Origin of the sequence: Arthrobacter sp. NPDC057013, from assembly GCF_042674585.1 — a bacterium.
GTDB lineage: Bacteria > Actinomycetota > Actinomycetes > Actinomycetales > Micrococcaceae > Arthrobacter.
On record NZ_JBHUSE010000013.1, the window covers coordinates 49834 to 73259 of the forward strand.

Here is a 23426-nt window from a genome sequence, read left to right on the forward strand (position 1 = left end):
TTGCTGTTTACCTAACTTGTCGCGGTGGTTGTAGCGGCCCCGGCGGCGGAAGTCTGCCGCCACTTGGTCAGCCGTGTTTCTAAGTGATTCCAGATGGTCCCCGCAACGACTGCGAGGATGGTGACTGCCAGCATCAAGGCAAGGGTCTTGTCCGTGTGGAGCTGTTCGGCGTAGACCCGGATCAATCCACCCACTCCGTCCGAGGAAGCCCACAGTTCTGCGATCAGGACCCCGATGAAAGCGTGGCGGATGCCGAACCACAGCGCCGTGAAGATACCCGGCAGGGCAGAGGGGAGCACGACGTTGAGGAGGGTCTGGCCCCAGGACGCCTTGAAGGCGCGCGCCACTTTCATGTGGCGCTCTTCGACGAGCGCCATGCCGGCGGCCACATTGATGGTGACGAATACTGCCGCTTCGAACGCTCCAAAAACGACGGCGGACGTGGAGCCGATGCCACACAGGAGAATGAAGATCGGCAGGAAGATGGACTTCGGCGTCGACATTAGGAACAGCAGCGGGGCCGAGTAGGCCTGCCAGAGGGTCTTGGACAGACCTATGACGGTTCCGACGACGATGCCCACGGCGGTGCCGATGACGAAGGCCATGAGGATGTTTCCACCCGTTCTGCCCAACGCCGTCATGACTTCGCGGGTGCCCAGCATCTCTACGAAGGCACCGGCGACGGCCAGCGGAGTGGATACGAAGTCAATGTCGATCAGGCCGAACCGGGTCAGGAGTTCCCAGGCGACGATCACGGCGGCAATGACGGCCACCCTGCCGAAGCGTGCTTGGACCTTCACGTTGGAGTTCCGCAACAGCTTCGGGGCGGACAGTCGTGGTTGTGTGCGAGGTGGTGCTGACAGATTAGTTTGCATCGGTTCAGCTCCCGGTGCCCTGGCGAGCCGTCATCACAGGCTCTTCCAATGCTTGTACATGCCCTTGACGTCGTCCATGGTGAGCGACTTGGCGGATTTGATCGTAAACTGCGTGGCTTCGAGGAGTCCTTCCAACTGGTCGGGGCTCAACTCGCCATCCCGCGAGCTCAGGGGAATCTCTTTTTCGATGATCTTCGACGCAAGTGCCGGCTTCATTCCCCAGCTTTCGACCAGCATCTTCGTGGCCAGGCCAGAGTCGTCCATGATTGCCTCGGTGGCCTTGTAGTAGCACTCCGCGAAGGCCTTAACGGCCGCTGGGTTCTTCTGGATGATCTCGTCGCTGGCGAAAACCACTGTCATGGCGTTGGGTCCCACAAGATCCTTCACACTGCCGAGAACCCTCGCCGATCCTTCAAGTTCCAGACCAAAAGCCGCCTGGGCGCTCCACAGGAAGGCGTCCGCTGTGCCGCTCTTGAGCCCAGCCATGATCCCATCAAGGCTGCCCATTGTGACGGTCTTGAAGTCGTCGGGGCCCCAGCCCTCCTCACGAGCGATCTTCTGAGTGGCGTAATCCCCCGCAGACCCGAAGCTGCTAATGGCAAAGGTGGAGCCTTTCAGATCGCTAAACGACTTGGCTCCACTGTCCTTCCTAACAACCACGTACTGATCCCAAACCGGCATCGATGATCCTATGATCTTTCCCTTAAGTCCCTGGGACACGGCACCGATGACGCGGTTGGGGGATGTAATTCCGATGTCAGCGCTCTTGGCTGCCAACGCCTCAGCCACCTTCTCGCCGGCAGTTAGGTTGACCTTCACCTCTGGGGAGCATTTCGACCAAATATTGGTGTAGTTGCCGGCTTCCGCGCCGAGCTCGGTCGGATCCTGCTTGTTCGACTCAATGACCCGAAGCTGAACAGGCCCGCCGTCGGAGTTCGGTGCGCTGCTGGCGCCGCCGCCGCAGGCGGTCAGCGCCAAGGCCGTCACTGCCGCCATTGAGGCCAATGCGGGGAGACGCGCGGGGCGGTACTTTTTCCTGGCCGGTATCCAAGCAAACATCAAAGCTCCTCTTAGTTCAGACAGCTGCGAAATGGGTTCGACGCATTGCAACCGAGGGTTGGAGCAGGCGAACCACGCTGTTCAGGCAGCGGCGAAGTTTCGCCGCCCGTTGAAAGGGACAGTAATTTACATCACGAAGGCATGTCAATAGTATGGTCAAACCATTCTTCCAATTTGAAGGACATTACGTGAAACGGCTTGATCCCATGAAGGCGGCAATCGTCGTCATCGACATTCAGAACGACTTTTGCCACAGCCGCGGCTACCAAGGGCTACGTGGACGGGACGTCGGGCGAGTGCAATCCATCGTTGGTCGTATTGAAGAATTCACACGGGACGCCAGGGAGCTCGGAGTGCCTGTCGTCTTCATGCAAAACCTGCATGATCCCGAAACTGATACGGATGAGTGGCGTGCCCGTCACTTAAAGTCCCGCGATTCACAGTCCTGTTTGCCCGGAACGTGGGGGGCAGAGTTCTTCACACTAGTCCCGCAGCCACGGGACCACGTGCTTTCCAAAGCACGCTACAGCGCCTTCACGAACACGGGGCTGGAAGAGCTCTTACGATCTCTTAACCGCACATCCTTGTTCTTCTGCGGGACAGCAACGAGCATTTGCGTAGAAACGTCGCTGCGGGATGCAACTTGTCTCGACTTCCTGGTCACTCTCGTCGACGACTGCTGTGCAGACTACTCGGAAATAGCCCACAACAACGCTGTCAGAGCGGTCGCGAGCGGCTTCGGTGCGGTTACGCAGAGCAAACACGTTATCGAGGGCCTCCGGGTCTCCGCCGAATGCGATTGACCATATCAATGCGCGACCGGCGCGAACTTTCCCCCAGAAGTGAGTGAGTTCGAGCGGGCCGGCCTGACGCGGGAGGCGGGTCGCGTCGCACGGTGCGCCCAGGGTTGCTGCGACCACTGGCCTGGCGGCTTCCGCCGGCAGGACCGCTCGGAGGACAGAACCGTTGCGGGGTGCCTGTATGGTCCCGGGCGCCCCGCAACGGGGCTTGCTGGGTTGGCCGAGGCCGAGCTGGACGAAGACGAGCAACACGAGGAGCGGCACGATACTGGCTTCAGAATAGGCACCTGACGGTGAAGTGTCCGTCCGTCAGACGGGTTTACCAAGATGCCGTGAGCGCGGCAGGGTGACATCCATCATGTAATCGATGGCGGCGTCCAGGCAGTGATCCATGCTTGCCCCGTCATGGACCGTCACTTCGATGACTGTGTCAGCCCTGGCATTCATGGTCTGCCCCCTCGTGTTCTAAGACCGGCAGGAAGGTGTGGCCCTGAGCCTTTTCGTACAGGGGCCCGAAGTTCGGCTCCGTGGGCTGCGATCCAGACCGCGTCGGCGGCCGGCGTCATGGCCTCGACCCGACCGGTCCGGATGGTCCGCCCGTCTCGCTGGATTTGCACTTGGCGGCCGACCAAATCATTCCACTCTCCATAGTGGGCCATGGCGATGCCTTTCCTGTTGCGATTTTGTTAATGTGGCAGCGGCGTACCGCCGTAGGCTGCGTTGCGTTCTGCTCCGCGGCCGTCCCGCTTGTGAGTGCAGTGCGTCAATGGCCTGTGCGGGGACTACTTGTCGCGTGAAGGGACAGGACGCGGCGGTAGTCTTGCGGCCGTTTCCCGTGATGGGGCGGTATCGGCAACCTATGGCGCGGCCCGCTGCGGCCTGCCCGTGCTCGTCCTGCAGTGCCGATGACGAGACGCGCTCTAGGCGTCAAGGACCAGTTTGGGGCACTTGGAGCGGCTGACGCAGATGAACATGGTGTCGTTCTTCGCGCGTTCCTTTTCGGAGAGGATGGTGTCGCGGTGTTCGACTTCACCCTCCAGGACCTTGGTTTCGCAGGTACCGCAGAATCCTTCCTCGCAGGAGGACATGAAGGAGGGGTTTACCTCGAGCACGACGTCCAGGATGGACTTTTCCGGTGGAACGGTCAGCGTACAGCCGGATTGGCGCAGCTCAATTTCAAATGGTGCGTCCGCCTCCGTTTCCGCTGCGGCCTCCGTGCGGGCGGATGGTGTGGCGGCAGCAAACAGTTCCGCGTGGAAGGCGTCTGCACCGAGTGTGGCTGCGGTGATGTCCTGAAGGTCCGCAAGGAGCCGTTCCGGTCCGCACGCGTACACGGCTGTTCCGGCGGGAGCGTTCTTGATTTCGGTGAGCAGGTCGGCACGGCCGCGCTCGTCCCGAGGGTAGAGCGCGAGGGAATCGCCCATGATGTCTTGGAGCTCGTCGATGAACGCCATTGATTGGCGGCTGGATCCGCAGTAGACGAGGCGCGTGCTCTTGCCTGCAGCCATGAGTTCCCGTGCCATGGCCAGGATGGGCGTGATGCCGATCCCCCCTGCGACCAGGAGGTAGTGGGCCGCACCCTCCTCGATTTTGAAATGATTTCGTGGTCCGCGGGCTGTCAGTATAGTGCCGAGCCGGGCCCCGGAGTGGAGTTCCTCGGACCCTCCGCGCCCATCGGTCTCGCGAAGGACTGCGAGGCGGTACTTCCGGAGGTTCCGGGGGTCCGAGCACAGGCTGTACTGCCGCACCAAGCCCGAGGGGAGGACGACGTCCACGTGGGCGCCGGGCTGCCATTCGGGCAGTGTGCTGCCGTCGGGAGGGGCCAGTTCGAGGGACATGACACCTGTGGATTCCTGGCGCATGCCCATCACAACGAGGTCAAAGGTGTCAGTGGACATGGCTAGCTCCGGTGGTGGGGTGTTGGAAGAGTTTGCCGGGGATGGCTTCCCTGGTTCCGCCTTTGAGGACCTCGATGAAATCGCGCGCGAGGTCTGTTTTTCGCACGGTCACGAGCATGTCGAGTTCGCGGCGGAGTACCCGCATGGAGGTCGAGCCGGGTTCGGAATTCCAGCCGCCGAGGCCGACCAGGACGCCGGCGAGGAGCGTCCCTTGGTTCCGTCCTGCAGTGGCCATGGCCTCAACGAAACCGTCGGGAATCTCTTCGAGCCGGGATCCGAGGAACACCATCATGTCCGTGCTGGCCGCGAGGTCGCTGACGGTTTCGGTGGTGGGTTGGGCCTCGGGTTCGTCGATCCCGCGCAGGAGTACGCCGTCCGGGTGGCTTGCGGGGGCGGCGACCAGGACTTCCCGCAGGCCGGCGTCGGACATTGACGAGACGAGTGCAGCGCCGGACAGCCCGAGGGGGACGAGCAGGATGCGGGCCTTATAGTAGGCGCGCGACGTTAGATGTGTCATGGGTTTTCCTTAGCTTGGGTTGTCGCTGTTCAGGGACAAGGTCGAACGACGACGTGCGGACTGCTGGGCCCTGACCGGTCCAGAAGGGTGCGGAAGAGTTCGTCGACGCCGTCGAGCCCGACCTGAATGCTGGGCACGTGTTCCAAGCCGATGTCTCCGGCGGCAAGGAGTTCGATGCTCCTGGTGAGGGCCTGCGGCGAACGGCCGCGTACGCCGACCACACCGGACGCCCCCCGTACCAGGGTCTTCAGGTTTACTTCTGCGACGGGGGTGTCCCCGAGTCCGGCCAGGACCAGACGTCCCAGTTTCCGGAGGTGTTCTGTGGTTTGGAGGGCTGGTCCACCTAGGCCGACGGTATCGACGATGACGTCGAATCCGGTGGCCTTGCCGTGCCGGCCCAAGGCTGCGGAAGTTGATGAGGCGTCATCGTTGACGACGATGGAGGCGCCCATGGCCTCTGCGATCTCCAGGCGGTCGCGGCTGGTGCGCGAGTTGCGTCCGAGCACGACGATCTCGTGTGCGCCGGTTGCCTTGGCGGCCGCTACGGCGGCGATGCCGTGGTAGCCCGGTCCGATGATGGCCACCCGCGAGCCACTCGTGGCGCCACCGATGTTAATAACCCAATCAACCGCGTTAGCGAAGGGTTGGGTCCATGCGGCGAGGTTCGAGTCCAGGTCCCGGGGCAGCTTGTGCAGGACGGTCCGGGTTGATAGCTCCATGTATTCCGCGTTGCCGCCATGGAGACCGGAGCCCTCGTGAAGTCCCAGCATTCCTACCCGGCGCTGTCCGCCCCACAGATCCGCGTCCGGGCAGAAACGGTAGATGTCGGGCTTTGAGCAGGCCTCACAGGTGGCCCGCCCGCAGGGGAGGTATTCCTCCAGTGCCACCCTGTCGCCGACCTCGACGTCCCACGACCACTGCATGACAGGCGTGAGGGAGACGATTTCACCAACCACGTGGTGGCCCATCACTGTGGGATGGCGAAGGCCCTGCTGGTACAGGTCCAGATCGGTCCCGCACAGAGCGGAGGACTCCACCTTCAGCCAACCCGCGGCGCCTGTCGCCAGTCTCGGGTCAATCGCTTGGACCGTGGTGGTCGAATCAGGCAGCGAGACAGCGGCCCTGACAGCATCGGGAAGGGGCGTTTCCAGCGTCGCGGCCGGTTCCGGAGACCCAACCATGGAACCGTGGTCTTTCATGCGGAACTCCTAGCGGGTTCAGGTCTAGATGGAAACGAAGTCGGTTCCGGGGACCACCTGGATGGCCAGGTGGGCACCCTCGTGGAACGGGACGTCTTTCGGGAGCAGCATCGAGGTCGAGCGCACGCGCTGGTCCGTGGTGTCGATGCCCGGGAGGGCCCCGTCCTCCATGGTGTCCAGCGCTGCGAGCAGACGGCGCCGCGCCAGGATGATGGCGGCGTCGGAGGTGCCCAGCCGCTCCTTGGTGCGGTCCGCGATGTCGCCCATGCTTTCCTGCAGGGAGAAATCCTGCGCGGCGATGCCCTCGATGCCTGAGAAGGTTTTGTTCTGCTTCTGGGCCTCGCGGTCCATGAGGTAGTCATTGTCCTTGTTGGCGAGGGTCCGATAGGTTCCGGGGATGTATTTGGCGTGGATGCCGTCGCCATTGCGCATCTGCTCCAGTTCGTCCTCGCGCAGGTCGCGGGTCGGGTGGTAGTTCCACGACCAGGCCCAGCACGTGGTGTCGTCGATCGGGACCCAGGCGTGGCCGCCCATGGGGTTGTGGGTGCCGAAGGGGGGAATGATCGTGTAGAAGGGCATGATCCACTGCGTGATGCGCCAGTAGAACTCTTCCTCGTTCGCGTTGCGCCGGGCTCCGATCAGCAGGCCGCCGTCACTTTCGGCGACCTCGAACTTCGGGCGGGTGTCAGCCTTGATGTACTCATTGCCGGCCGTTCCGGAGTGCATCGGGTCATCGTCAAGGTTGAAACGGTGGGCGAAGGAAACGTGGCTGGAGTCGATGCCACCCTCCATGGCCTGGAGGTAGTTGGTTTCCTGGAGGCGCTTGGAAATGAAACGCTGCCCATCACCGAGCAGGGCCCATTCGAGTTCCGGAAGGTCCGGCATCTGCTCCCCGGGACCCATGTATGCCCAGAGCACGCCTCCCCGTTCCACGAGGGGATACGACTTCTGTTTGATCCGGCACTTGAACTTGGAGTCTTCCGGTTCGGACGGCATGTCCGTCAGGTTGCCCTCCACGTCGTACTTCCACCCGTGGTAGGCGCACCGGAGACCGTTTTCCTCGTTGCGTCCGAAGTACAGGGAAGCGGTCCGGTGTGCGCAGAACTCGTCCAACAGGCCCAGCCGGCCGGACGTGTCTCGGAAGGCTATGAGCTTCTCTCCCAGGAGCTGGACGCGCACCGGGGGGCAGTCTGCCTCGGGAAGTTCCTCGGCGAGGAGAGCAGGGAACCAATACCGCCGGAACAGACGCCCCATGGGCGTTTCCGGGCCGGTCTGGGTCAGCAAGACATTCTGATCTGAGGTGAGCACTGTGGGGCCTTCCGATGTAAGTCGAAATCTCTGAAATATCCGATATGCGCGCATCAGCGCGTTATTCGGTCAGTGAAGTGTTGCATGGGTCTCGTTCGTCCGTCAAGCGATGCGCAGCGGCGGCGCCTCCACCCGCCGGACGGGAGATGGTCTAGATTCGACAGTGTGAATGCATCAATGCCGGCCGCCGGAGAGCTGGCGACCACAGACCCGGATTATGTGGACTCTCTGGAACGGGGCCTGTCGGTCCTCCGGGCATTCAGTGCGCGGGAAGAGGCGCTCTCCGTCGCAGACGTGGCATCGCTTGTGGGTATTACCCGCACTGCGGCGCGCAGGTTCGCCCTGACCTTGGAGTACCTGGGTTACACGGGCCAGTCGGCTGAGGGGTACACGCTGACCCCCGGGGTGCTCGAGATCGGCGACGCCTACCTTCGCAGCAGTCCGCTGCCGGACGCAGCCCACCCCCATCTGGACGAGCTCGTCCGGGCGGTTGGGGAAACGGCTTCCCTGACCGTGCTCCACAAGCGTCGCGTCTACTACGCCGCCCGGGTGGCCGCCGACAGGATCGTTACCGCAAACATCACCGTCGGCACCAGCGTCGCCGCACACCGTACGGCCACCGGCCGTGTTCTGCTGGGCGATCTGGCTCCCGATGAACTCGAGGACTACCTTTCGTCGATTGACTCCGGGCCTGGTTTCGAGCCGGACTACGTGCGGGAGCGGATCGAGGAAGCCCGCGGGCGTGGGTGGACCGTGGCCGATCAGGAGCTGACGCCGGGAATCCGGTCAGTGGCCGTTCCCCTGCATGACCCGGAGGGCCGGATCGTCGCCGCCCTGAACATTGCCGCTCACGCCACGCGCGTGGACACCCAGGTACTCGAGAACGACTTCGTTCCCTTGCTCCAGTCCGCCGCGCTGCGGACTGCTGCCGCCCTCTGGCCGGCTTCCGGACCAGCTCCCGTCAGGTCCGTGATGGCACGTGCCACCCCCACTCGCCCCAAGGTGCGTCCATCAGATGTAATCCAATCGGTAGAACGAGGGTTGTGCATTCTCACCGCCTTCGATGAGGGCCACCCGGCCATGAATTTGGCACAGATATCCGAGCGGTGCCGGCTCCCGCGCTCGGCGGCGCGTCGCTTCGTCCTGACCCTGGCCTCACTTGGCTACCTTGAACAGCAGGGGCGCAGTTACGCCCCGACTCCCCTGGTCCTGGAGTTGGGGTACTCCCTGCTGTCCCGGCTTTCGCTCGCAGACGTGGCCAGACCCCGTCTCGAAGCATTGGCGCGAAAGCTCGGAGCCTCGGTTTCCATCGGCGTTCTGGATGGCATGGACCTGCGCTACGTAGCCAGGGCCAGTGCGCCGAGTCCCTTGATAGTGAACATTCGCCCGGGCACGCGGGTTCCAGCAGAGCGCACGGCGATGGGCCAGGTTCTCCTGTCCCTTCTGCCCGCCGCCGCCCTCAAAGACGTCAAGCGTTCGGCGGGCAGGGACAGGGCCGCCAATGGCCTGGCAGACCTCGGGGTCACGCTGGCGGCGGTTCGAGAGCAGGGCTGGAGCTACGTTGACCAACTGCTCGAGGCCGGAATACGCGCCGTTGCGGTCCCCCTTCGGAACCGGCGCGGTGAGGTTGTGGCGGCCATGAGCGCCTCAGTCCACGAAGCCACTACCGCTGACCGGGACATGTCCGAGAATTTCCTGCCGGCCTTACGCGACGCCGCCGATGAGTTCATGATGGATTTGAGGGATGGGTTGAACATCTAGACCGTCCGTCTTACGCGCAAAAAGACACTATGCGGACAAAAAAGGTTGATATCCGGTGCGAGGGATGGTTATATTCATCACACGCAAATTCTTGTTTTCGCGACGTCCCGCGGCAACGACGCCTCCTCAGAATGGGATAAATATGACTGCCCTTGACCGTGCCCGCGTCTCCACTGATCTCGATTCATCCAGGCGCCCCTACCGCTGGCTGGTCCTAGTCCTTTGCTGGCTGGCCTTCACCATGACTTCCGTTGACCGTTCGACGTGGGGTCCGGCATCCATCTTCATTGGAGAAGACCTCGGCGTGCCCCTGGCAAGCCTTGGGCTTTTCGCCACCTTCTACTACATCGGCTACGTCGTCTCGAACGCGGGCACCGGCTTCCTCACCGACAGGGTTGGCGGGCGCCTGCTTATTTCGGTTTCCCTCATAGGCGCCGGGGCGTCCATGATGCTCTTTGGGTCCACGACGTCCGCCTGGATCGGTATGGCCATCCAGGCGGTCATCGGCCTCTTCGCCGGAGCCGAATATGCCGCCGGCATCAAATTGATATCCAGCTGGTTCCATCCCGAGGAACTCGGCAAGGCAATGGGGATCTACACGTCGGCAACTTCGCTGGGGGTCGTGGTGGCGAACACCGCCGTGCCCTACCTCATCGAGCACTATTCCTGGCATGCCTCCTATCTGCTTTTCGGTGGCGTTTCCATCGTGGCCGGCATCGCCTGCTACCTCGTGCTGAGGCCTGGCCCGGTCGTAGCCAAGAGGGCCAACCGCGCGGAGGGCCGGTCCGTCCTTATCGAACTGGGACGCAACAAGAACCTTCTTCTCCTGGCGCTGGCAGGATTCGGCGGCTTCTGGGGGACCTATGGATTCATCACCTGGTCCAACGCCCTCATGATTAAGGGGCACGGCATTGACCCGACGGTCGCCGGCGGCATCGTGGCTATCTATGCAGCCCTCGGCGTTCTCGGCAAGCCTCTCATCGGCTGGATCGCCGATAAGTTCAACGGCGCCCGCAGGGTTCCTGCGATGGTCGTCCTCGGCTGCTTCGCCGTCATGCTCGTTGTCTTCGGCATGCTGGACAACGCCGTGGCCTTCTTCATCGCCGCTCCGCTGCTCGGACTCGGGGCCTACTGCTACCTCCCGCTCATCGTGGCCCTCGTGCCCCGGCTCGTGAGCAGCCGCGTTCTCGGCGGCGCCGCAGGCATAACCAATGCCATGTGGCAGATCGGAAGTGTCCTGGTCCCGTTGGCGGTGGGCGCCGTCTTCGCTGCAACCGACAATTCCTTCATGGCCGCCCTGATCACGCTCGCTGCCGGACCCTTCCTCGGCATGATCATCATGTACTTCGTCAATGAACGCCCCGACGACGTTGAAATCGCTGTGACGGACCCGGAAAAAGCCTAGCGTCCTGTAGCACCCTGCGGCCCATCCCTCGTCCACCCGGGACAGGGGTGGGCCGTCGGCTTTGCGGTCCGGGCGGTCAGCCACCTGCTGGCCCAGCTGTTGGAATAGATGCCAGTACCGCACAGCGAGTGGCGGCCTTAAGGGCCGGTGTGCTTGGGGAAATTGCGGTTGAGCTGCCAGCTTTTTTGGGCGGGGGGCGGGACAATTCGAGCGTGGTCTGTGGGGTTCACGGGCGAAGCAGCTTGGGCAGGCGAAGCGATTTGTTCCGCCGACACCCGGTCCATGAATACCCGTGCATGCCAGCTATAAACGGTCGCGATGTCACGCCAAAAGGAGTGGTCTGCTTCTGGTTTCAGGGAAAGTGAAGGAGAGCCGCAGGCGGTCGGATTTTCAGCGGCTGCAAGTTCCTGTCGGTGCCGGGCCCCGTGCCGCCCACCTGCCGGGCAGGCAGGAGCCTCAAGGGGCCCCTGCCTGTTGTGGCTCGCTAGGAGAAGCGGCCGGGGCGGAAGGTGGCCAGCATCGGGTGCTTCTGTCCGGTCATGATCTCTCCGGAGAGAAGTTCGCCGGTGATGAGACCGAGGGTGGCGCCGGAGTGGGTGAAGGCGACGAAGCAGCCGGGGACTTGGCCGAGTTCACCGAGGACAGGTTCGCCGTCGCCGGGAATGGGTTTGTAGCCGATTTTCCAAGAGGCGGGCTTGAGGTCCGGGTTGCCGGCAATCAGTTTCGATGCTTCGTTGGCGAGTTCCTGGACCACATCGTCAGGGATGGTGAAGGAGCCGTCAGTGTGTTCGGTGATGTGTTCTTCGTACCAGTCGTGGTCCAGTGCAAAGGTGTTCCCCGGGTTGGGCCGGACCGCGGCGCGGGGGGTGTTCATGACGGCCTTCACGTTGTGGTCCACCGGTTTGGTTAGCACCAGCATTGAGACGGGCGAACCATTGGGGATGTTCACGCCGAGCGGGGCGACGGCGGCGGGTGTTGCGGCTCCGCAGGCCACCAGCACGGCGTCCGCCTCGTATGTTCCGCCTGCCGCCGTCTCGACGCCGGTGGCGCGTCCGCCGTCGACCATCACGGAAGCTTTGCCGGCGTTGAGGACGAGCTCACCGCCGCGGGCGTGGAATTCCTCCATCAGGAAATCGATCAGGTCTGGGAGGCTGACCCAGCCTTCGCCGGGGTTGAAGATGGCGTTCTCCGGCACGGCGGTTGCATCGATGCCGGGAGTGGCGGATGCGATGTCGGCCGGCTCGAGCAGCTTGGAGTCGTACCCGATGGACTTCTCGTAGGCATGCCGGGCTTCGGTGGCCTCGCGGTGGCCAGCGGCGTTCCACATCAGTCCGCCGCCGAACTGGAGCCATTCGCGGCTGGGATCGGCGGCGAAGAGGGTGCGATAGCGGTCGATGCCGGCGACGCGGAGCTGGTGGTAGGGGGTAGACCGTTCACCGGCGGAGTTCAGCCAGGACAGCGAACGGCCGCTGGCTTCGCTGGCCAGGCCGCGTTCGCTCAGCAGGATGACGGAAGCGCCTTGGCGGAGGAGGTGCACGGCGGTGGAGACGCCGAGGATGCCACCGCCGATGACGGCGACGCGCTTGGTGCTTGCTGCGGAGGACATGGGTGTCCCTTTCTGTGGGATTTGAACAGAGTTGAAGAGGATGTGCTGACGCGTCGTGGGAATGAAGAGGCTTTGGGCGGGGTGTTACGCGAGGGCGTGGATGCCTTCGATGATCTTGAGGACCTGCAGCGGATCGGCAGGGTCGACGGGTAGCGGCCCTTCTCCGCGGAGGGCTGCAGCGAGTTCCGTGTAGAACCGGGGATAGGCCCCCCGCTCGGCAGGAACGGGGGCTGTGGCGCCGTCCACTCCCAGAAGCCCCCAAGACTCCTGGGGATCGACGCCGTATTTGGGATCCGATGGTGTCATGCCGGCGGCGAGGGCGGGCTCCTGGCTGTCCAGGCCCCACTTGGTGTAGCCGGCAGTGGACCCCAGAACGTGGAAGCGCGGACCTACCTGCGCGGCCATGCCGTTCATCCACAGTCTGGTGCGGACTCCGGACTCGTGGAGCAGGGACACGAAGGCCTCGGTGTCGGCGCCCTCCAGGGCCGGGCTGTGGTTTGCTGTCTCGCCATAGCTTGTCTCCACCGGGCCGAAGAGCTGGATGGCCTGGTCGATCAGGTGCGCGCCGAGGTCGTGGAGGATGCCGCCGCCCTGGGCGAGGGAGGCACTGTCACGCCAGTTGCCGAAGCCCTCGGGCCGCCACCATTCGAACCGTGATTCGAAGGTTCGGACCTCGCCCAGGGCACCATCGCGGACGAGCTTTTGCAGCGTCAGGAAGTCCGCGTCCCACCGGCGGTTCTGGAACACCGTGAGCTGCACGCCGGCGTCGGACGCCAGCGCGATCAGCTCGGCCCCTTGGGGGGAGGTTGGCACGAAGGGCTTGTCCACTACAACGTGGAGTCCGTGCGCAATGGCGGTGGCGGCGAGGTCGAAGTGGGTGTGCGGCGGGGTGCCCAGGATGACGAGGTCCAGGTCCGGCGCCAAGGCGAACATTGCTTCGGGCGTCGGGACGGTGCGGGCCTGCGGGTAGAGCCGGGCTGCCTCCGCGGCCCGCGCCGGGTCCGCCGTCACGATGATGTCCAGTGAGTAGTTGGGATCCGCTTCTATGAGCGGGGCGTGGAAGACCTTGCCGGAGATTCCGAAGCCGACGACGGCGGTCCGGATGGGTGCCGCTGTACCGTTCACCATCACAGCACCTCGGAGAGGAAGCGCTGCAGGCGTTCGCTGCGCGGGTTGTCGAAGAGTTGGGTGGGTGTGCCGGCTTCGACGACTTCTCCTTCGTCCATGAAGACGACCTGGTCGGCGACCTTGCGGGCGAAGCCCATCTCGTGGGTGACGACGAGCATGGTCATGCCGCGGCGGCCGAGCCCGGCCATCAGGTTCAGGACGCCTTTGACCAGTTCCGGGTCCAGGGCGCTGGTGGCTTCGTCGAAGAGCATGACCTCCGGTTCCATGGCCAGGGCACGGGCGATGGCCACGCGCTGCTGCTGGCCGCCGGACAGGTCGCGGGGGCGGTGGTCGGCGCGCTCGGCGAGTCCCACTTCGGCCAGGCTCCGCTGGGCCCGTTCCCTTGCTGCGGCCTTGGACATTCCTTTCACGCTCCATAGCGCGAGGGCCACGTTTTCCAGCGCGGTGTGGTCCGGGAAGAGGTTGAAGTGCTGGAACACCATGCCGATGCGGGCGCGCAGGATATCCGGTTTGACCTGCAGGGCGCTTTCGCCGGCCAGGAGCACGTCACCGCTTTTGGGTTCATGCAGCCGGTTGACGCCGCGCAGCAGGGTGGACTTGCCTGAACCCGAGGGGCCGATGATGCAGGTGGTGGTGCCCGGCGCCACGTTCAGGCTGACGTTGCGGAGCACCTCGACGTCGCCGTAGGCCATGGTCAGGTTCCGCAGCTCGAGGCTCGAGCCGTGGAAGGTTTGGACACCTGCGGCGGTGGTGTTGCTTGCGAGGCTCATGTGTTGCTCCCGGTGATCAGCGGCGAGGCCGCATCCAGTTCTGTGACTTCCTTCAGACCGCTGGTGGGCGGGGTGGGCCGACGGCGGCCGGTGCGGAAGCGGCTGTCAAAGTAGTTCACCAGGTGCGTCAGGGGCACGGTGATGACGAGGTAGAAGATGCCGGCCATGACCAGGGGTGAAAGGTTTCCGGAGAGGACTGCAGCGTCCTGGCCCACCCGGAACAGTTCGCGTTCGCTGACCAGCAGACCCAGGAAATAGACCAGGGAGGAATCCTTAACGATGGCGATGAACTGGTTCACCAGGGCCGGCAGGACACGGCGGACGCCTTGCGGCACGACTACGAGCCGCATGGACTTGGCGTAACTCATGCCCAGGGCGCGGCAGGCCTCGCCCTGGCCCTTGTCCACGCTCTGGATGCCGGCGCGGAAGATTTCCCCGATGTAGGCACTGGCAATCAGGCTCAGCGCAATGATCCCGAGGGGGTAGGGTGAGGGCCCGAAGACCGACTGGCTGAGCCTGGCGAAGCCCTGCCCGATCAGCAGAATGGTGAGGATCGCCGGCAAGCCCCGGAAGAGGTCGGTGTAGACGCGGGCGGGAACGCGCAGCCATTTGGACGGGGAGATGCCCATGACCGCCACGATCATGCCCAGCGCCACACCGATGATGGTGGCGGCGACGGAAATGATCAGCGTGTTGAGAAGGCCAACCCCAAGGAGTTGGGGCAGGACTTCGGCCATTGCGCCGAAATCGAAGAAGGTACGGATGATGGTGTTGAGCCAGTCCATGGTTGCTCTCAGACGTAGTTAGCTGTCGGACGGGCGGGCGGACCGCCGGTGGGTGGTCCGCCCGGCCGCAAGCCGGGTGGCTTTACTTGCTTGGCGCCGGGCTTGCCGTCTGCTCGGCCTTGGGAAGGTACTGCTTCGGCATTGGGGAACCCGGGAACCACTTCTGGTAGAGCTTCTTCCAGGTTCCGTCCTCCATCGCGGCGGCCAGGCCCTTGTTCAGGGCCTCCTTGAAGGCTGTCTTGCCCTTGGCAACTGCGAAGCCCGCCGGGGCATCAAAGGACGGAATGTCCGCGGCGCTGACCAGGCCATGCTGCTTCTCGTAGGCCTTGGCTGCTTCATAGTCCAGGAAGTGTGCGTCCACTGAGCCGCTGTTCACCGCGGCGATGGCGGTGTTGTTGTCCGGGAAGCGGACAAGGTTGGCCGAGGTAAAGTTCTTGACGGCATAGGCTTCCTGAAGGGTTCCCTGCACGACGCCCAGACGCTTTCCGTTGAGGCCGCCAACGTCCTTGATGCCCGAGGTCTTTGTGGTGATGACCGTCAGGTAACCGGCGAGATAGCCGTCGGAGAAGTCCACGGTTTCCTTGCGTTTGTCCGTGATGCCAATGGCGGCCACGCCGACGTCGAACTGGCCGTTGGCCACGGCGGCCAGCAGCCCGGAGAAGTCCTGACCGGTGAAGACCACGTTGTCCACCCCGGCACGGTGGGCCACGTCCTTGAACAGTTCGACGTCGAAGCCGGTGAAATTGCCCTGCGCATCGGCGAAGGTATACGGCTTCGCATCCCCCAGGCTCGCCACCCGGACAGTGCCCGGCTGGATCAGCCCATACGGGTTGTCCTGCGTGGACGAGGACGCGGGAGCGCCGCCACAGCCCGACAATGCCACAAGAGCCGCGACGGCTGCCGCGACGGCCACTCCGGGGCGCACGTTCTTTCGTTTGATCACTTCATCATTCCAATCGTTGGAGCAGGCCGCCTTTGGCCCTAGGGTCTGAAATCCCTTGTTGAGTCCGGTCTCAGCCTGTACGATGAGACCGGACTCACATCGGGGTTGCTAAAAATGTAACCCAAGCCACAACGGCCGTCAAGGCCCTCCGAAAGGCAGCACATGAGCAGCACCAGTTCGAGGCGACGGGACGTCACGGTCGCGGATGTTGCGAAGGCCGCGCAGGTCTCCAAGGCCCAGGCCGCCCGCGCGCTGGGCAACTACGGCGCCGTCAGCGACGACGTCCGCGAGCGTGTCCTGGCCGCCGCGGAGGAGCTGTCTTACCGCCCCAACGAGCTGGCGCGCAGCATGAACACCGGCAAATCCCACACCATCGGGGTGGTCGTGGGAGACATCGAAAACCCCCACTTTGGGCTGGCGACCAGGGGCATCACCGACACTGCCAAGAAGAGTGGCTTCAACGTCATCCTGGTCAATACCGATGAGGACCCGGCAGCTGAAATCGACGCTGTCCGCGTATTACTGGACAAGCGCGTGGACGGCCTGATTGTCGCGCCGGCCTCCTCGGTGGAAACGCAGCATCTGCAACGCGTGCAGGATTCCGGCCGCCCCCTGGTGCTGCTGGACCGAGAGGCCGGACAAATGAACGTGGAGACCATGGCAGTCAACATGGCCGAGATCTCCTACGAGTCCACCCGGTACCTGCTCCAGGCCGGACACCGCAGAATCGCCTTCATCTCCACGATCAGGACCGAATCCCCCTACCGCGCCGGCATGGTACTGGATTCGTCGCAGATCGCCGACCGCCTCGACGGCATGCAGCAGGCGTTCCGGGAGGGCAGTTTTCCCTTCCCGGAGGACCTCGTACGGCTAAACGCCGGCGATGAAGACTCCATCCGCCGCACTACCCGCGAGGTGCTCCGCCTGCCGGACCCTGCCACCGCCATCATCGCTTCCGACGGGCTCATCGCCCTCAGCATCGTAGAAGCGATCCAGGAACTGGGCCTCACCATCCCGGCAGACGTCTCGTTCCTCATGTACGACGACCTGGCTTGGACGCGCCTGACAACCCCGCCTCTGACCGTCATCGCACAGCCCGTCTACAACATGGGCGTCGCCGCGGCGAAAGCACTCATCCGTCAAATCGAAGGCCTGCCCCCGGTGAGTCCCGCACCCAACTTCACCGCGACGCTCGTTCGCCGCGGTTCGGTAGGGACCCATCGGGCCGCCGAGGCCTACAGCTAGCACGGCCGCGTAAGGGTTCCGCGGCCTGGCACCCGACCCACAGCGCCGTCGCCGCCACCCGAGAACACTTATCCCGCCGCCCACGCGACAACCAGCAGCGCCCCCACGCACAGGATGGTGGTGCAGAGGATCACGTCGCGGGCCACCGTCATGCCGCGGCCGTAGGGGGAGGCGAAGAGGAACACGTTCTGCGCGGTGGGCAGCGTCCCCATGATCACGCTGGCCAGCAGGTGCTGCCCCTCCAGGCCGAAGACAAAGCGCCCCAGCAGCCACACAATCAAAGGCATGCCGGCGATCTTCAGGAACGTGGCCACCAGGGTCTCGGTGCGGCCGTCGTCCTTCTGCAGCGGCGCCCTGCCGGCCAGCGACAGGCCAAAGGCGAGAAGCACCATCGGGACAGCGCCGCCGGCCAGCATATCGACCGGTTTCGCCAGCAGGTCCGGCTCCTGCCATCCGGTCAGTGCCACGACGACGCCAAGCGCCGAGGCGATGATCATCGGGTTGGACAGCGGCTGAAGCAGCACCTTCCGCCACGAGATCCGGGAGCCGGAGAACAGCCCCAGCAGCGTGAGGTAGAACGGTGCCATGACCAGGAGCTGCACCAGCAGCACCGGCGCCACGTGCTGGGCCGTTCCGACGGCGTACAGCGAGACCGGGATGCCGATGTTGTTGGCGTTGGCGTAACTGCTGGCCATCGCGCCGACGGCGGTCTCCGCAGCCGGGCGGCGAAAGAACAGGAAGCTCAGCAGCCAGTAAAGAAGCCCCACTGCCGCTGCTGAAAGCAGCGCCAGCGGGGCGTCCGTTCCGAGGGCGGCCCGGATATCGGAACCGGCCACCACGGTGTACAGCAGGGCAGGGTTGGTGATGTAGAAAGCAGTGCGGGTCAGCGCCGCCTGGACCTCGGGCCCCAGAATGCGGAACCTGGCGGCGAAGTAACCCACGGCGATGACTGCAGAAACAATGAGTATTCCGGAGACAACGCCGCCCACTCTTGACCCTTCTGTATATGTGCACTCCGCACGGCCGTCTCCTGTTGCGGAGGGAGGGCCGGCCGTGCGGACGTCTACTGAGCTACCGAACCAGGCAGGGCCGCTTCGGGTCGAAAGACCAGCCGTCGATGTAGTACTGCATGCCGATGCTGTCGTCCCGGGCGTCCAGGCCATGCTGCAGGTACAGCCGGTGCGCCTTGTCCAGGGCCTCGCGGTCGAGCTCGATGCCGAGCCCGGGTGCGGCCGGAACCTCAATGGCGCCGCCCTTGATCTGCAGCGGGTTCTTGGTGAGGCCCTGCCCGTCCTGCCAGATCCAGTGCGTGTCCAGTGCCGTGATCTCGCCCGGGGCCGCCGCGCCGGTGTGGGTGAACATGGCCAGCGAGATGTCGAAGTGGTTGTTCGAGTGCGAGCCCCAGGTCAGGCCGAACTCGTGGCACAGCTGCGCCACCCGGACTGAACCATGCATGGTCCAGAAGTGCGGGTCCGCCAGCGGGATGTCGACGGCGTTGCTGCGGATGGCATGCGCCATTTCGCGCCAGTCCGTGGCGATCATGTTGGTGGCAGTCTTCAGGCCGGTGGCCCGGCGGAACTCCGCCATGACCTCGCGTCCGGAGAAGCGGCCTTCAGCGCCGCAGGGGTCCTCCGCGTAAGCCACAACGCCCTCCATCCGCTTGCCCAGCCGGATGGCCTCCTCGAGCAGCCAGCCACCGTTCGGATCCAGCGTGACGCGGGCATCGGGGAAGCGCTTGGCCAGTGCCTTGACCACGTCCACTTCGTCGTCGCCGGACAGCACGCCGCCCTTGAGCTTGAAGTCGCTGAAGCCGTAGCGCTCCTGCGCCGCTTCGGCCAGCGCGACGACGGCTTCCGGGGTCATTGCCTCCTGGCGCCGCAGTTCCTCCCACCGGTCCGACGGCGCGTCCTCCACGAGGTACGGAAGATCCGTCCGCTTGTGGTCACCGACGAAGAACAGGTAACCGAGCATCGGCACGGACGTGCGCTGCTGGCCGTCGCCCAGCAGCTCCGCCACGGGGACGCCCAGGAACTGGCCGTGCAGGTCCAGCAGCGCGGACTCGACGGCTGTGACGGCGTGGACCGTGGTGCGCAGGTCGAAGGTCTGCAGGCCCCGGCCGCCGGCGTCGCGGTCGGCGAACTCCGCGGCGATCTCCCGCAGCAGCGAGCGGTAGCGGGCCACTGGCTTGCCGGCGATCAGCGCGCCGGCTTCCTCGATGGTGGTGCGAATCTTCTCGCCGCCGGGAACCTCGCCAAGGCCGGTGCGGCCGTCGGAGTCGGTCACGATCACCACGTTCCGGGTGAAGAACGGCCCGTGGGCGCCGCTGAGGTTCATCAGCATGCTGTCGTGGCCCGCCACCGGAACTACTTCCACGCGGGCAATTGTCGGCTGCGCAGTCATGCGTTGACCTCGGCTTTCTCTTCAACAGGAACAACTTCGCCGTCGATGCGGCGGTTCAGCTGCCAGGGGTTGGCGTCCTTGAGCGGTGCGGGGAGCAGTTCCTGGGGCAGGTTCTGGTAGGCGACCGGGCGGAGGAACCGGTTGATGGCCAGCGTACCCACGGACGTGGTGCGCGTGTCGGAGGTGGCGGGGAAGGGTCCGCCGTGAACCATGGCGTGGCCGACTTCGACGCCGGTGGGCCAGCCGTTCACGATGATGCGTCCCACCTTCTGTTCCAAGGCGGGGATCAGTTGTGCCGCCGTCGGGTAGTCCTCTTCGGTGAGCTGGAGGGAAGCGGTGAGCTGTCCTTCCATCCGGTTGATGGCCTCGATGAGTTCCGCGGGGCTGGAGTAGCGGATCACCAGGGATGCAGCACCGAAGATTTCCGCGTGCAGCACCTCGTTGCTGATGAAGTCGCGGATTTCGGTGCCGTAGATGGCCGGGGCCGGGGCGTTCTCGGTGGGCCCGGGGGCTCCGGTCCCGACGACGGTCACGTTCTCGGCGGCGCCGAGCGCCGCCGAGGCGGAGGTCCAGGAGCCGGCGATCCCCGCCGTGAGCATGGTCTGGCCGGCGCAGGCGGAAACCGCGCGTCCGACGGCGGCAGCCAGTTTGTCGCCCGCCTCACCGGCGGGGGCGAACAGCAGTCCGGGAGAGGTGCAGAGCTGGCCGGAGCTGCCGGTCACGGCGGTGACGTACTGCTGCGCCAGCGCGTCGATCTGTTCGGCGGGGCCGTTCAGGGCGCCGGGGAAGACGAAGACCGGGTTGAGCGAGGACATCTCCGCGTAGACGGGGATGGGCTCAGGGCGGGCGGCGGCGGTGCGCATCAGGGCGACGCCGGCGCTCTGGGAACCGGTGAAGCCGACGGCCTTGATGGCCGGGTCGGCGACGAGGGCCTGGCCGATGCTGCTGCCCGGGCCGTAGATCAGGGAGAAGACGCCCGGGTGCAGGCCGAGGTCGGCAACAGCCTTGGCGATGGCCTGGCCCACGAGTTCGCTGGTGCCGGGGTGGGCGTTGTGGGCCTTGAAAACCACCGGGCAGCCGGCGGCGAGGGCCGAGGCGGTGTCTCCGCCCGCCGTCGAGAAGGCCAACGGGAAGTTGCTGGCACCGAACACGGCAACCGGGCCGAGCGGGATCTGGCGCTGGCGGATGTCGGCGCGGGGCAGCGGGGTGCGGTCCGGCAGGGCCGGGTCGATGCGGACGCCGCGGAAGTCGCCCTGCCGGACCACGTTCGCGAACAGCCGCAGCTGGCCGGTGGTGCGGGCCCGTTCACCCTGCAGCCGGGCCGCGGGCAGGCCGGTCTCCTGGCCGGCGCGCGCGGTCAGTTCGTCGCCGATTGCTTCGATGTTGTCCGCGATTGCATCCAGGAACGCGGCGTGGGTGTCGGGGTCAAGGGTGCTGAAGGACTCGAACGCCCCGGCCGCGGCAGCGGTGGCGGCCTTGAGCTGCTCCTCGGTGAGCAGGGTGTAGGCGGGCTCAAGCTGTTCGTTGGTGGCCGGGTTGAACGCGAAGGCGGTCTTGCCTTCGCCGGCAACGGTCTGTCCGGCGATGAGTGAGTGTCCGGTGAGGGTCACGGTTTGTTCCTCCTGGGATAAGGTGTGGGCCGGCGGCTAGGAAACCCTGGCGATGAGTGCCTTGAGGTCGGCCAGGTCCTGTTCCGCCATGTTCTGCAGCGGGGGACGGACGCCGCCGGCGGAGCGGCCGATCGCGTCGAGGCCGCCCTTGACGATGGAGACGGCGTAGCCCTTCACGCGGTCGCGGATGTCCAGGTAAGGGATGACGAACTCGTTCAGCTTCTGGTTGACGGCCACGCGGTCGTTGTTGCGGACGTCCTGGTAGAAGTCGAGGGCGAACTGCGGCACGAAGTTGTACATGGCGCTGGAGTAGGTGCTCATGCCCAGCTGCAGCAGCGGGAGCGCGAACGTCTCTGCCGTGGGGAGGCCGCCCAGGTAGAACAGGCGGTCCCCGAGCTTGGCGTAGACGCGGGCATCGTGCTCGAGGTCGCCCACGCCGTCCTTGAAGCCGATGAGGTTCTCGTGGCGGTCTGCCAGGGTGGCCACCGTGGTGTCCTTGTAGATCGCGTTGGCACGGTTGTAGATGATGACGCCCAGCGAGGTGGCGCTGCAGACGGCGCTGACGTGGTCGATCAGCCCGCCCTGGTCGGCTTCGGTCAGGTACGGCGGCAGAAGCAGGATGCCCTCGGCGCCCGCGGCCTCGGCAGCCTTGGCGTTTTCGATGGCCTGGGCCGTGGAACCGCCGGCGGACGCCAGGACGGGAACGGTGCTGCCGACTTCCTCGACGGCGGCCCGGACCACACGGGCCGACTCGGCGGGGGTGAGCGAGAAGCCCTCACCCGTGCCGCCGGCGGCGAAGAGTCCGGCAACCGGATAGCTGGCCTGCCACGCCAGGTGCTTGCGGTAGTTTTCCTCGTCGAACTGCAGCTCTGCGTCGAAGGAGGTGACGGGGAAGGACAGCAGCCCGTCCTTGAGGGTGTTGGCGAGTTCCTGGGGTGAAAGTTTTGCCACGGGATGTCCTTGGAGTCGGTGCCGGGAGCGGCGAGGGTGGTGTGGTTCCTTTTCAGGTTAGGGACGCCCTTCCATGCCTGTCCAAGTGCATTTTTGTATCTATTGATACCCTCGGCGCATTGAGCGGCGAGGCCGCAGGCTAGCCGGCTGCAAACTCCAGATCGCGCAGCAGCCGCATCAGCGCCGGGTTCTTGGCGTCCCGGTTCCAAATGGCGTGCAGCTCCACAGGTTCTTCTTCGCTGCTGGCCAGCCGCAGGAACGACACCCCGCGGATGCCCAGCGCTGTTGCCGAGTGCGGCACGAAGGCCACGCCGCGCTTGGCGGCTACCAGCGAGACCATGGTGAGGATCTGGCTGACGGTGTGCACCACGTTTTCGTGCCGGACGGCGTGCAAACGGACCACGAGGTCGTAGAAGTACCTGGCCTGGGTGGGGGAGTGCATGATGAGCGGCTCGTCCTTCAGGTCCTCGCTCTGGATTTCCCGCTTGAGGTCCGCGAGGGGGTGTGATGCAGGAACCGCCAGCACCATCGACTCGCGGTACAGCAGGTGGGAGTCGAAAACCTCAGTATCGAACGGCGGGCGCGCGAGGCCGAGATCCAGTTCGCCGGTGAGCAGGCCCTGGATCTGCTCGCCTGTGACCAGCTCCTGGAGGTCTATGTCCACATCGGGCACGACGGCGCCGATCTCCTCCAGCAGGGGGCCCAGGATGCTGAACCCGCTTGCGGCCGTGAAGCCGATGCGGAGATGGCCCTGCCGGCCGGAGGCTATACGCCGTGCTGTCACCGGCGCCCGGCTGGCCAGTGCCATGAGCCTGCGGGCCTCGTCGAGGAAGGCCCGCCCGGCGGCGGTCAGCTCAACCCGGCGGTTGTCCCGCTCGAGGAGTTCGGCCCCCACCGTCTTCTCCAGTTTTTGGATCTGGCGGCTCAGCGGCGGCTGCGTCATGTTGAGGCGCTGGGCGGCCCGGCCAAAGTGCAGTTCCTCGGCTACGGCGATGAACCCCGTCAGCTGGTCGAAGGTAAACGTGATGCCCTCCCGGTATTATTCGATGCATATTTGGGCTTAGACATGCATCATAACGCCTTCCTACACTCGACCTAGCGAACCGGCAGTGACCCGGTTCACACAGACCTACGGGCTGAGGCAGCCCGCAGTGCAAACGAGGAGT

21 protein-coding genes are annotated in these 23426 nt (G+C 64.9%); 4 read left to right on the forward strand and 17 right to left on the reverse strand.

Annotated features, from left to right (window positions below; genetic code table 11):
* Nucleotides 1-11: 11 nt before the first annotated feature.
* Entirely contained in the window at nt 12-800 is a 789-nt protein-coding gene (locus tag ACFTSA_RS16295) for an ABC transporter permease (protein ID WP_377952592.1), read from the reverse strand.
* A gap of 108 nt (nt 801-908) precedes the next feature.
* Nucleotides 909-1934, reverse strand: a complete 1026-nt coding sequence (locus ACFTSA_RS16300) for an ABC transporter substrate-binding protein (RefSeq protein ID WP_377952593.1) — start codon at nt 1932-1934, stop codon at nt 909-911.
* A gap of 188 nt (nt 1935-2122) precedes the next feature.
* Here ACFTSA_RS16300 and ACFTSA_RS16305 point away from each other — a divergent pair, with 188 nt between their 5' ends.
* Nucleotides 2123-2737 carry a cysteine hydrolase family protein gene (locus ACFTSA_RS16305; RefSeq protein ID WP_377952594.1) on the forward strand — a complete coding sequence of 205 codons (615 nt, stop codon included), beginning with the start codon at nt 2123-2125 and terminating at the stop codon, nt 2735-2737.
* 306 nt (nt 2738-3043) lie between these two features.
* Here the strand turns inward: ACFTSA_RS16305 and ACFTSA_RS16310 are convergent, their stop codons facing one another.
* The 5 genes from ACFTSA_RS16310 to ACFTSA_RS16330 all read right to left on the reverse strand — a co-directional run bounded on the left by ACFTSA_RS16310 (nt 3044) and on the right by ACFTSA_RS16330 (nt 7656).
* Nucleotides 3044-3181 (reverse strand): hypothetical protein, encoded by a 138-nt coding sequence (locus ACFTSA_RS16310; protein WP_377952595.1) that lies wholly within the window; start codon nt 3179-3181, stop codon nt 3044-3046.
* A 473-nt stretch (nt 3182-3654) separates the two neighbouring features.
* The gene (locus ACFTSA_RS16315) at nt 3655-4632 is read right to left on the reverse strand and encodes a PDR/VanB family oxidoreductase (RefSeq protein WP_377952596.1); all 978 of its coding nucleotides are present in this window, start codon (nt 4630-4632) and stop codon (nt 3655-3657) included.
* Entirely contained in the window at nt 4622-5149 is a 528-nt protein-coding gene (locus ACFTSA_RS16320; protein ID WP_377952597.1) for a hypothetical protein, read from the reverse strand. Before ACFTSA_RS16320 ends, ACFTSA_RS16315 begins: the two co-directional genes overlap by 11 nt.
* Before the next feature lie 29 nt (nt 5150-5178).
* Nucleotides 5179-6348, reverse strand: a complete 1170-nt coding sequence (locus ACFTSA_RS16325; RefSeq protein ID WP_377952599.1) for a zinc-binding dehydrogenase — start codon at nt 6346-6348, stop codon at nt 5179-5181.
* A 24-nt stretch (nt 6349-6372) separates the two neighbouring features.
* Entirely contained in the window at nt 6373-7656 is a 1284-nt protein-coding gene (locus ACFTSA_RS16330; RefSeq protein WP_377952601.1) for a Rieske 2Fe-2S domain-containing protein, read from the reverse strand.
* Nucleotides 7657-7821: 165 nt separating this feature from the next.
* Here ACFTSA_RS16330 and ACFTSA_RS16335 point away from each other — a divergent pair, with 165 nt between their 5' ends.
* Together ACFTSA_RS16335 and ACFTSA_RS16340 are read left to right on the forward strand one after the other, a co-directional pair.
* Nucleotides 7822-9417, forward strand: a complete 1596-nt coding sequence (locus ACFTSA_RS16335; protein WP_377952602.1) for an IclR family transcriptional regulator C-terminal domain-containing protein — start codon at nt 7822-7824, stop codon at nt 9415-9417.
* Between the two features lie 142 nt (nt 9418-9559).
* Nucleotides 9560-10822, forward strand: a complete 1263-nt coding sequence (locus ACFTSA_RS16340) for a nitrate/nitrite transporter (protein WP_377952604.1) — start codon at nt 9560-9562, stop codon at nt 10820-10822.
* A 484-nt stretch (nt 10823-11306) separates the two neighbouring features.
* Here the strand turns inward: ACFTSA_RS16340 and ACFTSA_RS16345 are convergent, their stop codons facing one another.
* The 5 genes from ACFTSA_RS16345 to ACFTSA_RS16365 all read right to left on the reverse strand — a co-directional run bounded on the left by ACFTSA_RS16345 (nt 11307) and on the right by ACFTSA_RS16365 (nt 16051).
* A complete protein-coding gene (locus tag ACFTSA_RS16345; RefSeq protein ID WP_377952605.1) occupies nt 11307-12428 on the reverse strand; it encodes an NAD(P)/FAD-dependent oxidoreductase in 1122 nt (373 codons plus the stop codon).
* A gap of 84 nt (nt 12429-12512) precedes the next feature.
* Nucleotides 12513-13556 carry a Gfo/Idh/MocA family oxidoreductase gene (locus ACFTSA_RS16350; RefSeq protein WP_377952607.1) on the reverse strand — a complete coding sequence of 348 codons (1044 nt, stop codon included), beginning with the start codon at nt 13554-13556 and terminating at the stop codon, nt 12513-12515.
* Nucleotides 13556-14326 carry an amino acid ABC transporter ATP-binding protein gene (locus ACFTSA_RS16355; protein WP_377952608.1) on the reverse strand — a complete coding sequence of 257 codons (771 nt, stop codon included), beginning with the start codon at nt 14324-14326 and terminating at the stop codon, nt 13556-13558. Before ACFTSA_RS16355 ends, ACFTSA_RS16350 begins: the two co-directional genes overlap by 1 nt.
* On the reverse strand, nt 14323-15111 hold the full coding sequence (locus ACFTSA_RS16360) for an amino acid ABC transporter permease (protein WP_377922956.1): 789 nt from the start codon (nt 15109-15111) through the stop codon (nt 14323-14325). The genes ACFTSA_RS16355 and ACFTSA_RS16360 overlap by 4 nt, the downstream gene beginning before the upstream one ends.
* An 82-nt stretch (nt 15112-15193) precedes the next feature.
* Nucleotides 15194-16051 (reverse strand): ABC transporter substrate-binding protein, encoded by an 858-nt coding sequence (locus ACFTSA_RS16365; RefSeq protein WP_377952673.1) that lies wholly within the window; start codon nt 16049-16051, stop codon nt 15194-15196.
* 165 nt (nt 16052-16216) lie between these two features.
* Here ACFTSA_RS16365 and ACFTSA_RS16370 point away from each other — a divergent pair, with 165 nt between their 5' ends.
* Nucleotides 16217-17299, forward strand: a complete 1083-nt coding sequence (locus ACFTSA_RS16370; protein ID WP_377952610.1) for a LacI family DNA-binding transcriptional regulator — start codon at nt 16217-16219, stop codon at nt 17297-17299.
* A 68-nt stretch (nt 17300-17367) separates the two neighbouring features.
* Here the strand turns inward: ACFTSA_RS16370 and ACFTSA_RS16375 are convergent, their stop codons facing one another.
* The 5 genes from ACFTSA_RS16375 to ACFTSA_RS16395 all read right to left on the reverse strand — a co-directional run bounded on the left by ACFTSA_RS16375 (nt 17368) and on the right by ACFTSA_RS16395 (nt 23287).
* Nucleotides 17368-18288 (reverse strand): AEC family transporter, encoded by a 921-nt coding sequence (locus ACFTSA_RS16375; protein WP_377952611.1) that lies wholly within the window; start codon nt 18286-18288, stop codon nt 17368-17370.
* A gap of 82 nt (nt 18289-18370) precedes the next feature.
* Nucleotides 18371-19699: an enolase C-terminal domain-like protein gene (locus ACFTSA_RS16380; protein ID WP_377952613.1), complete on the reverse strand. Its 1329-nt coding sequence runs from the start codon at nt 19697-19699 to the stop codon at nt 18371-18373.
* Nucleotides 19696-21309, reverse strand: a complete 1614-nt coding sequence (locus ACFTSA_RS16385; RefSeq protein ID WP_377952614.1) for an aldehyde dehydrogenase (NADP(+)) — start codon at nt 21307-21309, stop codon at nt 19696-19698. The genes ACFTSA_RS16380 and ACFTSA_RS16385 overlap by 4 nt, the downstream gene beginning before the upstream one ends.
* Nucleotides 21310-21345: 36 nt before the next feature.
* On the reverse strand, nt 21346-22260 hold the full coding sequence (gene kdgD / locus ACFTSA_RS16390) for a 5-dehydro-4-deoxyglucarate dehydratase (RefSeq protein WP_377952616.1): 915 nt from the start codon (nt 22258-22260) through the stop codon (nt 21346-21348).
* Nucleotides 22261-22399: 139 nt separating this feature from the next.
* Nucleotides 22400-23287: a LysR family transcriptional regulator gene (locus ACFTSA_RS16395; protein ID WP_377952674.1), complete on the reverse strand. Its 888-nt coding sequence runs from the start codon at nt 23285-23287 to the stop codon at nt 22400-22402.
* Between the last annotated feature and the right edge of the window lie 139 nt (nt 23288-23426).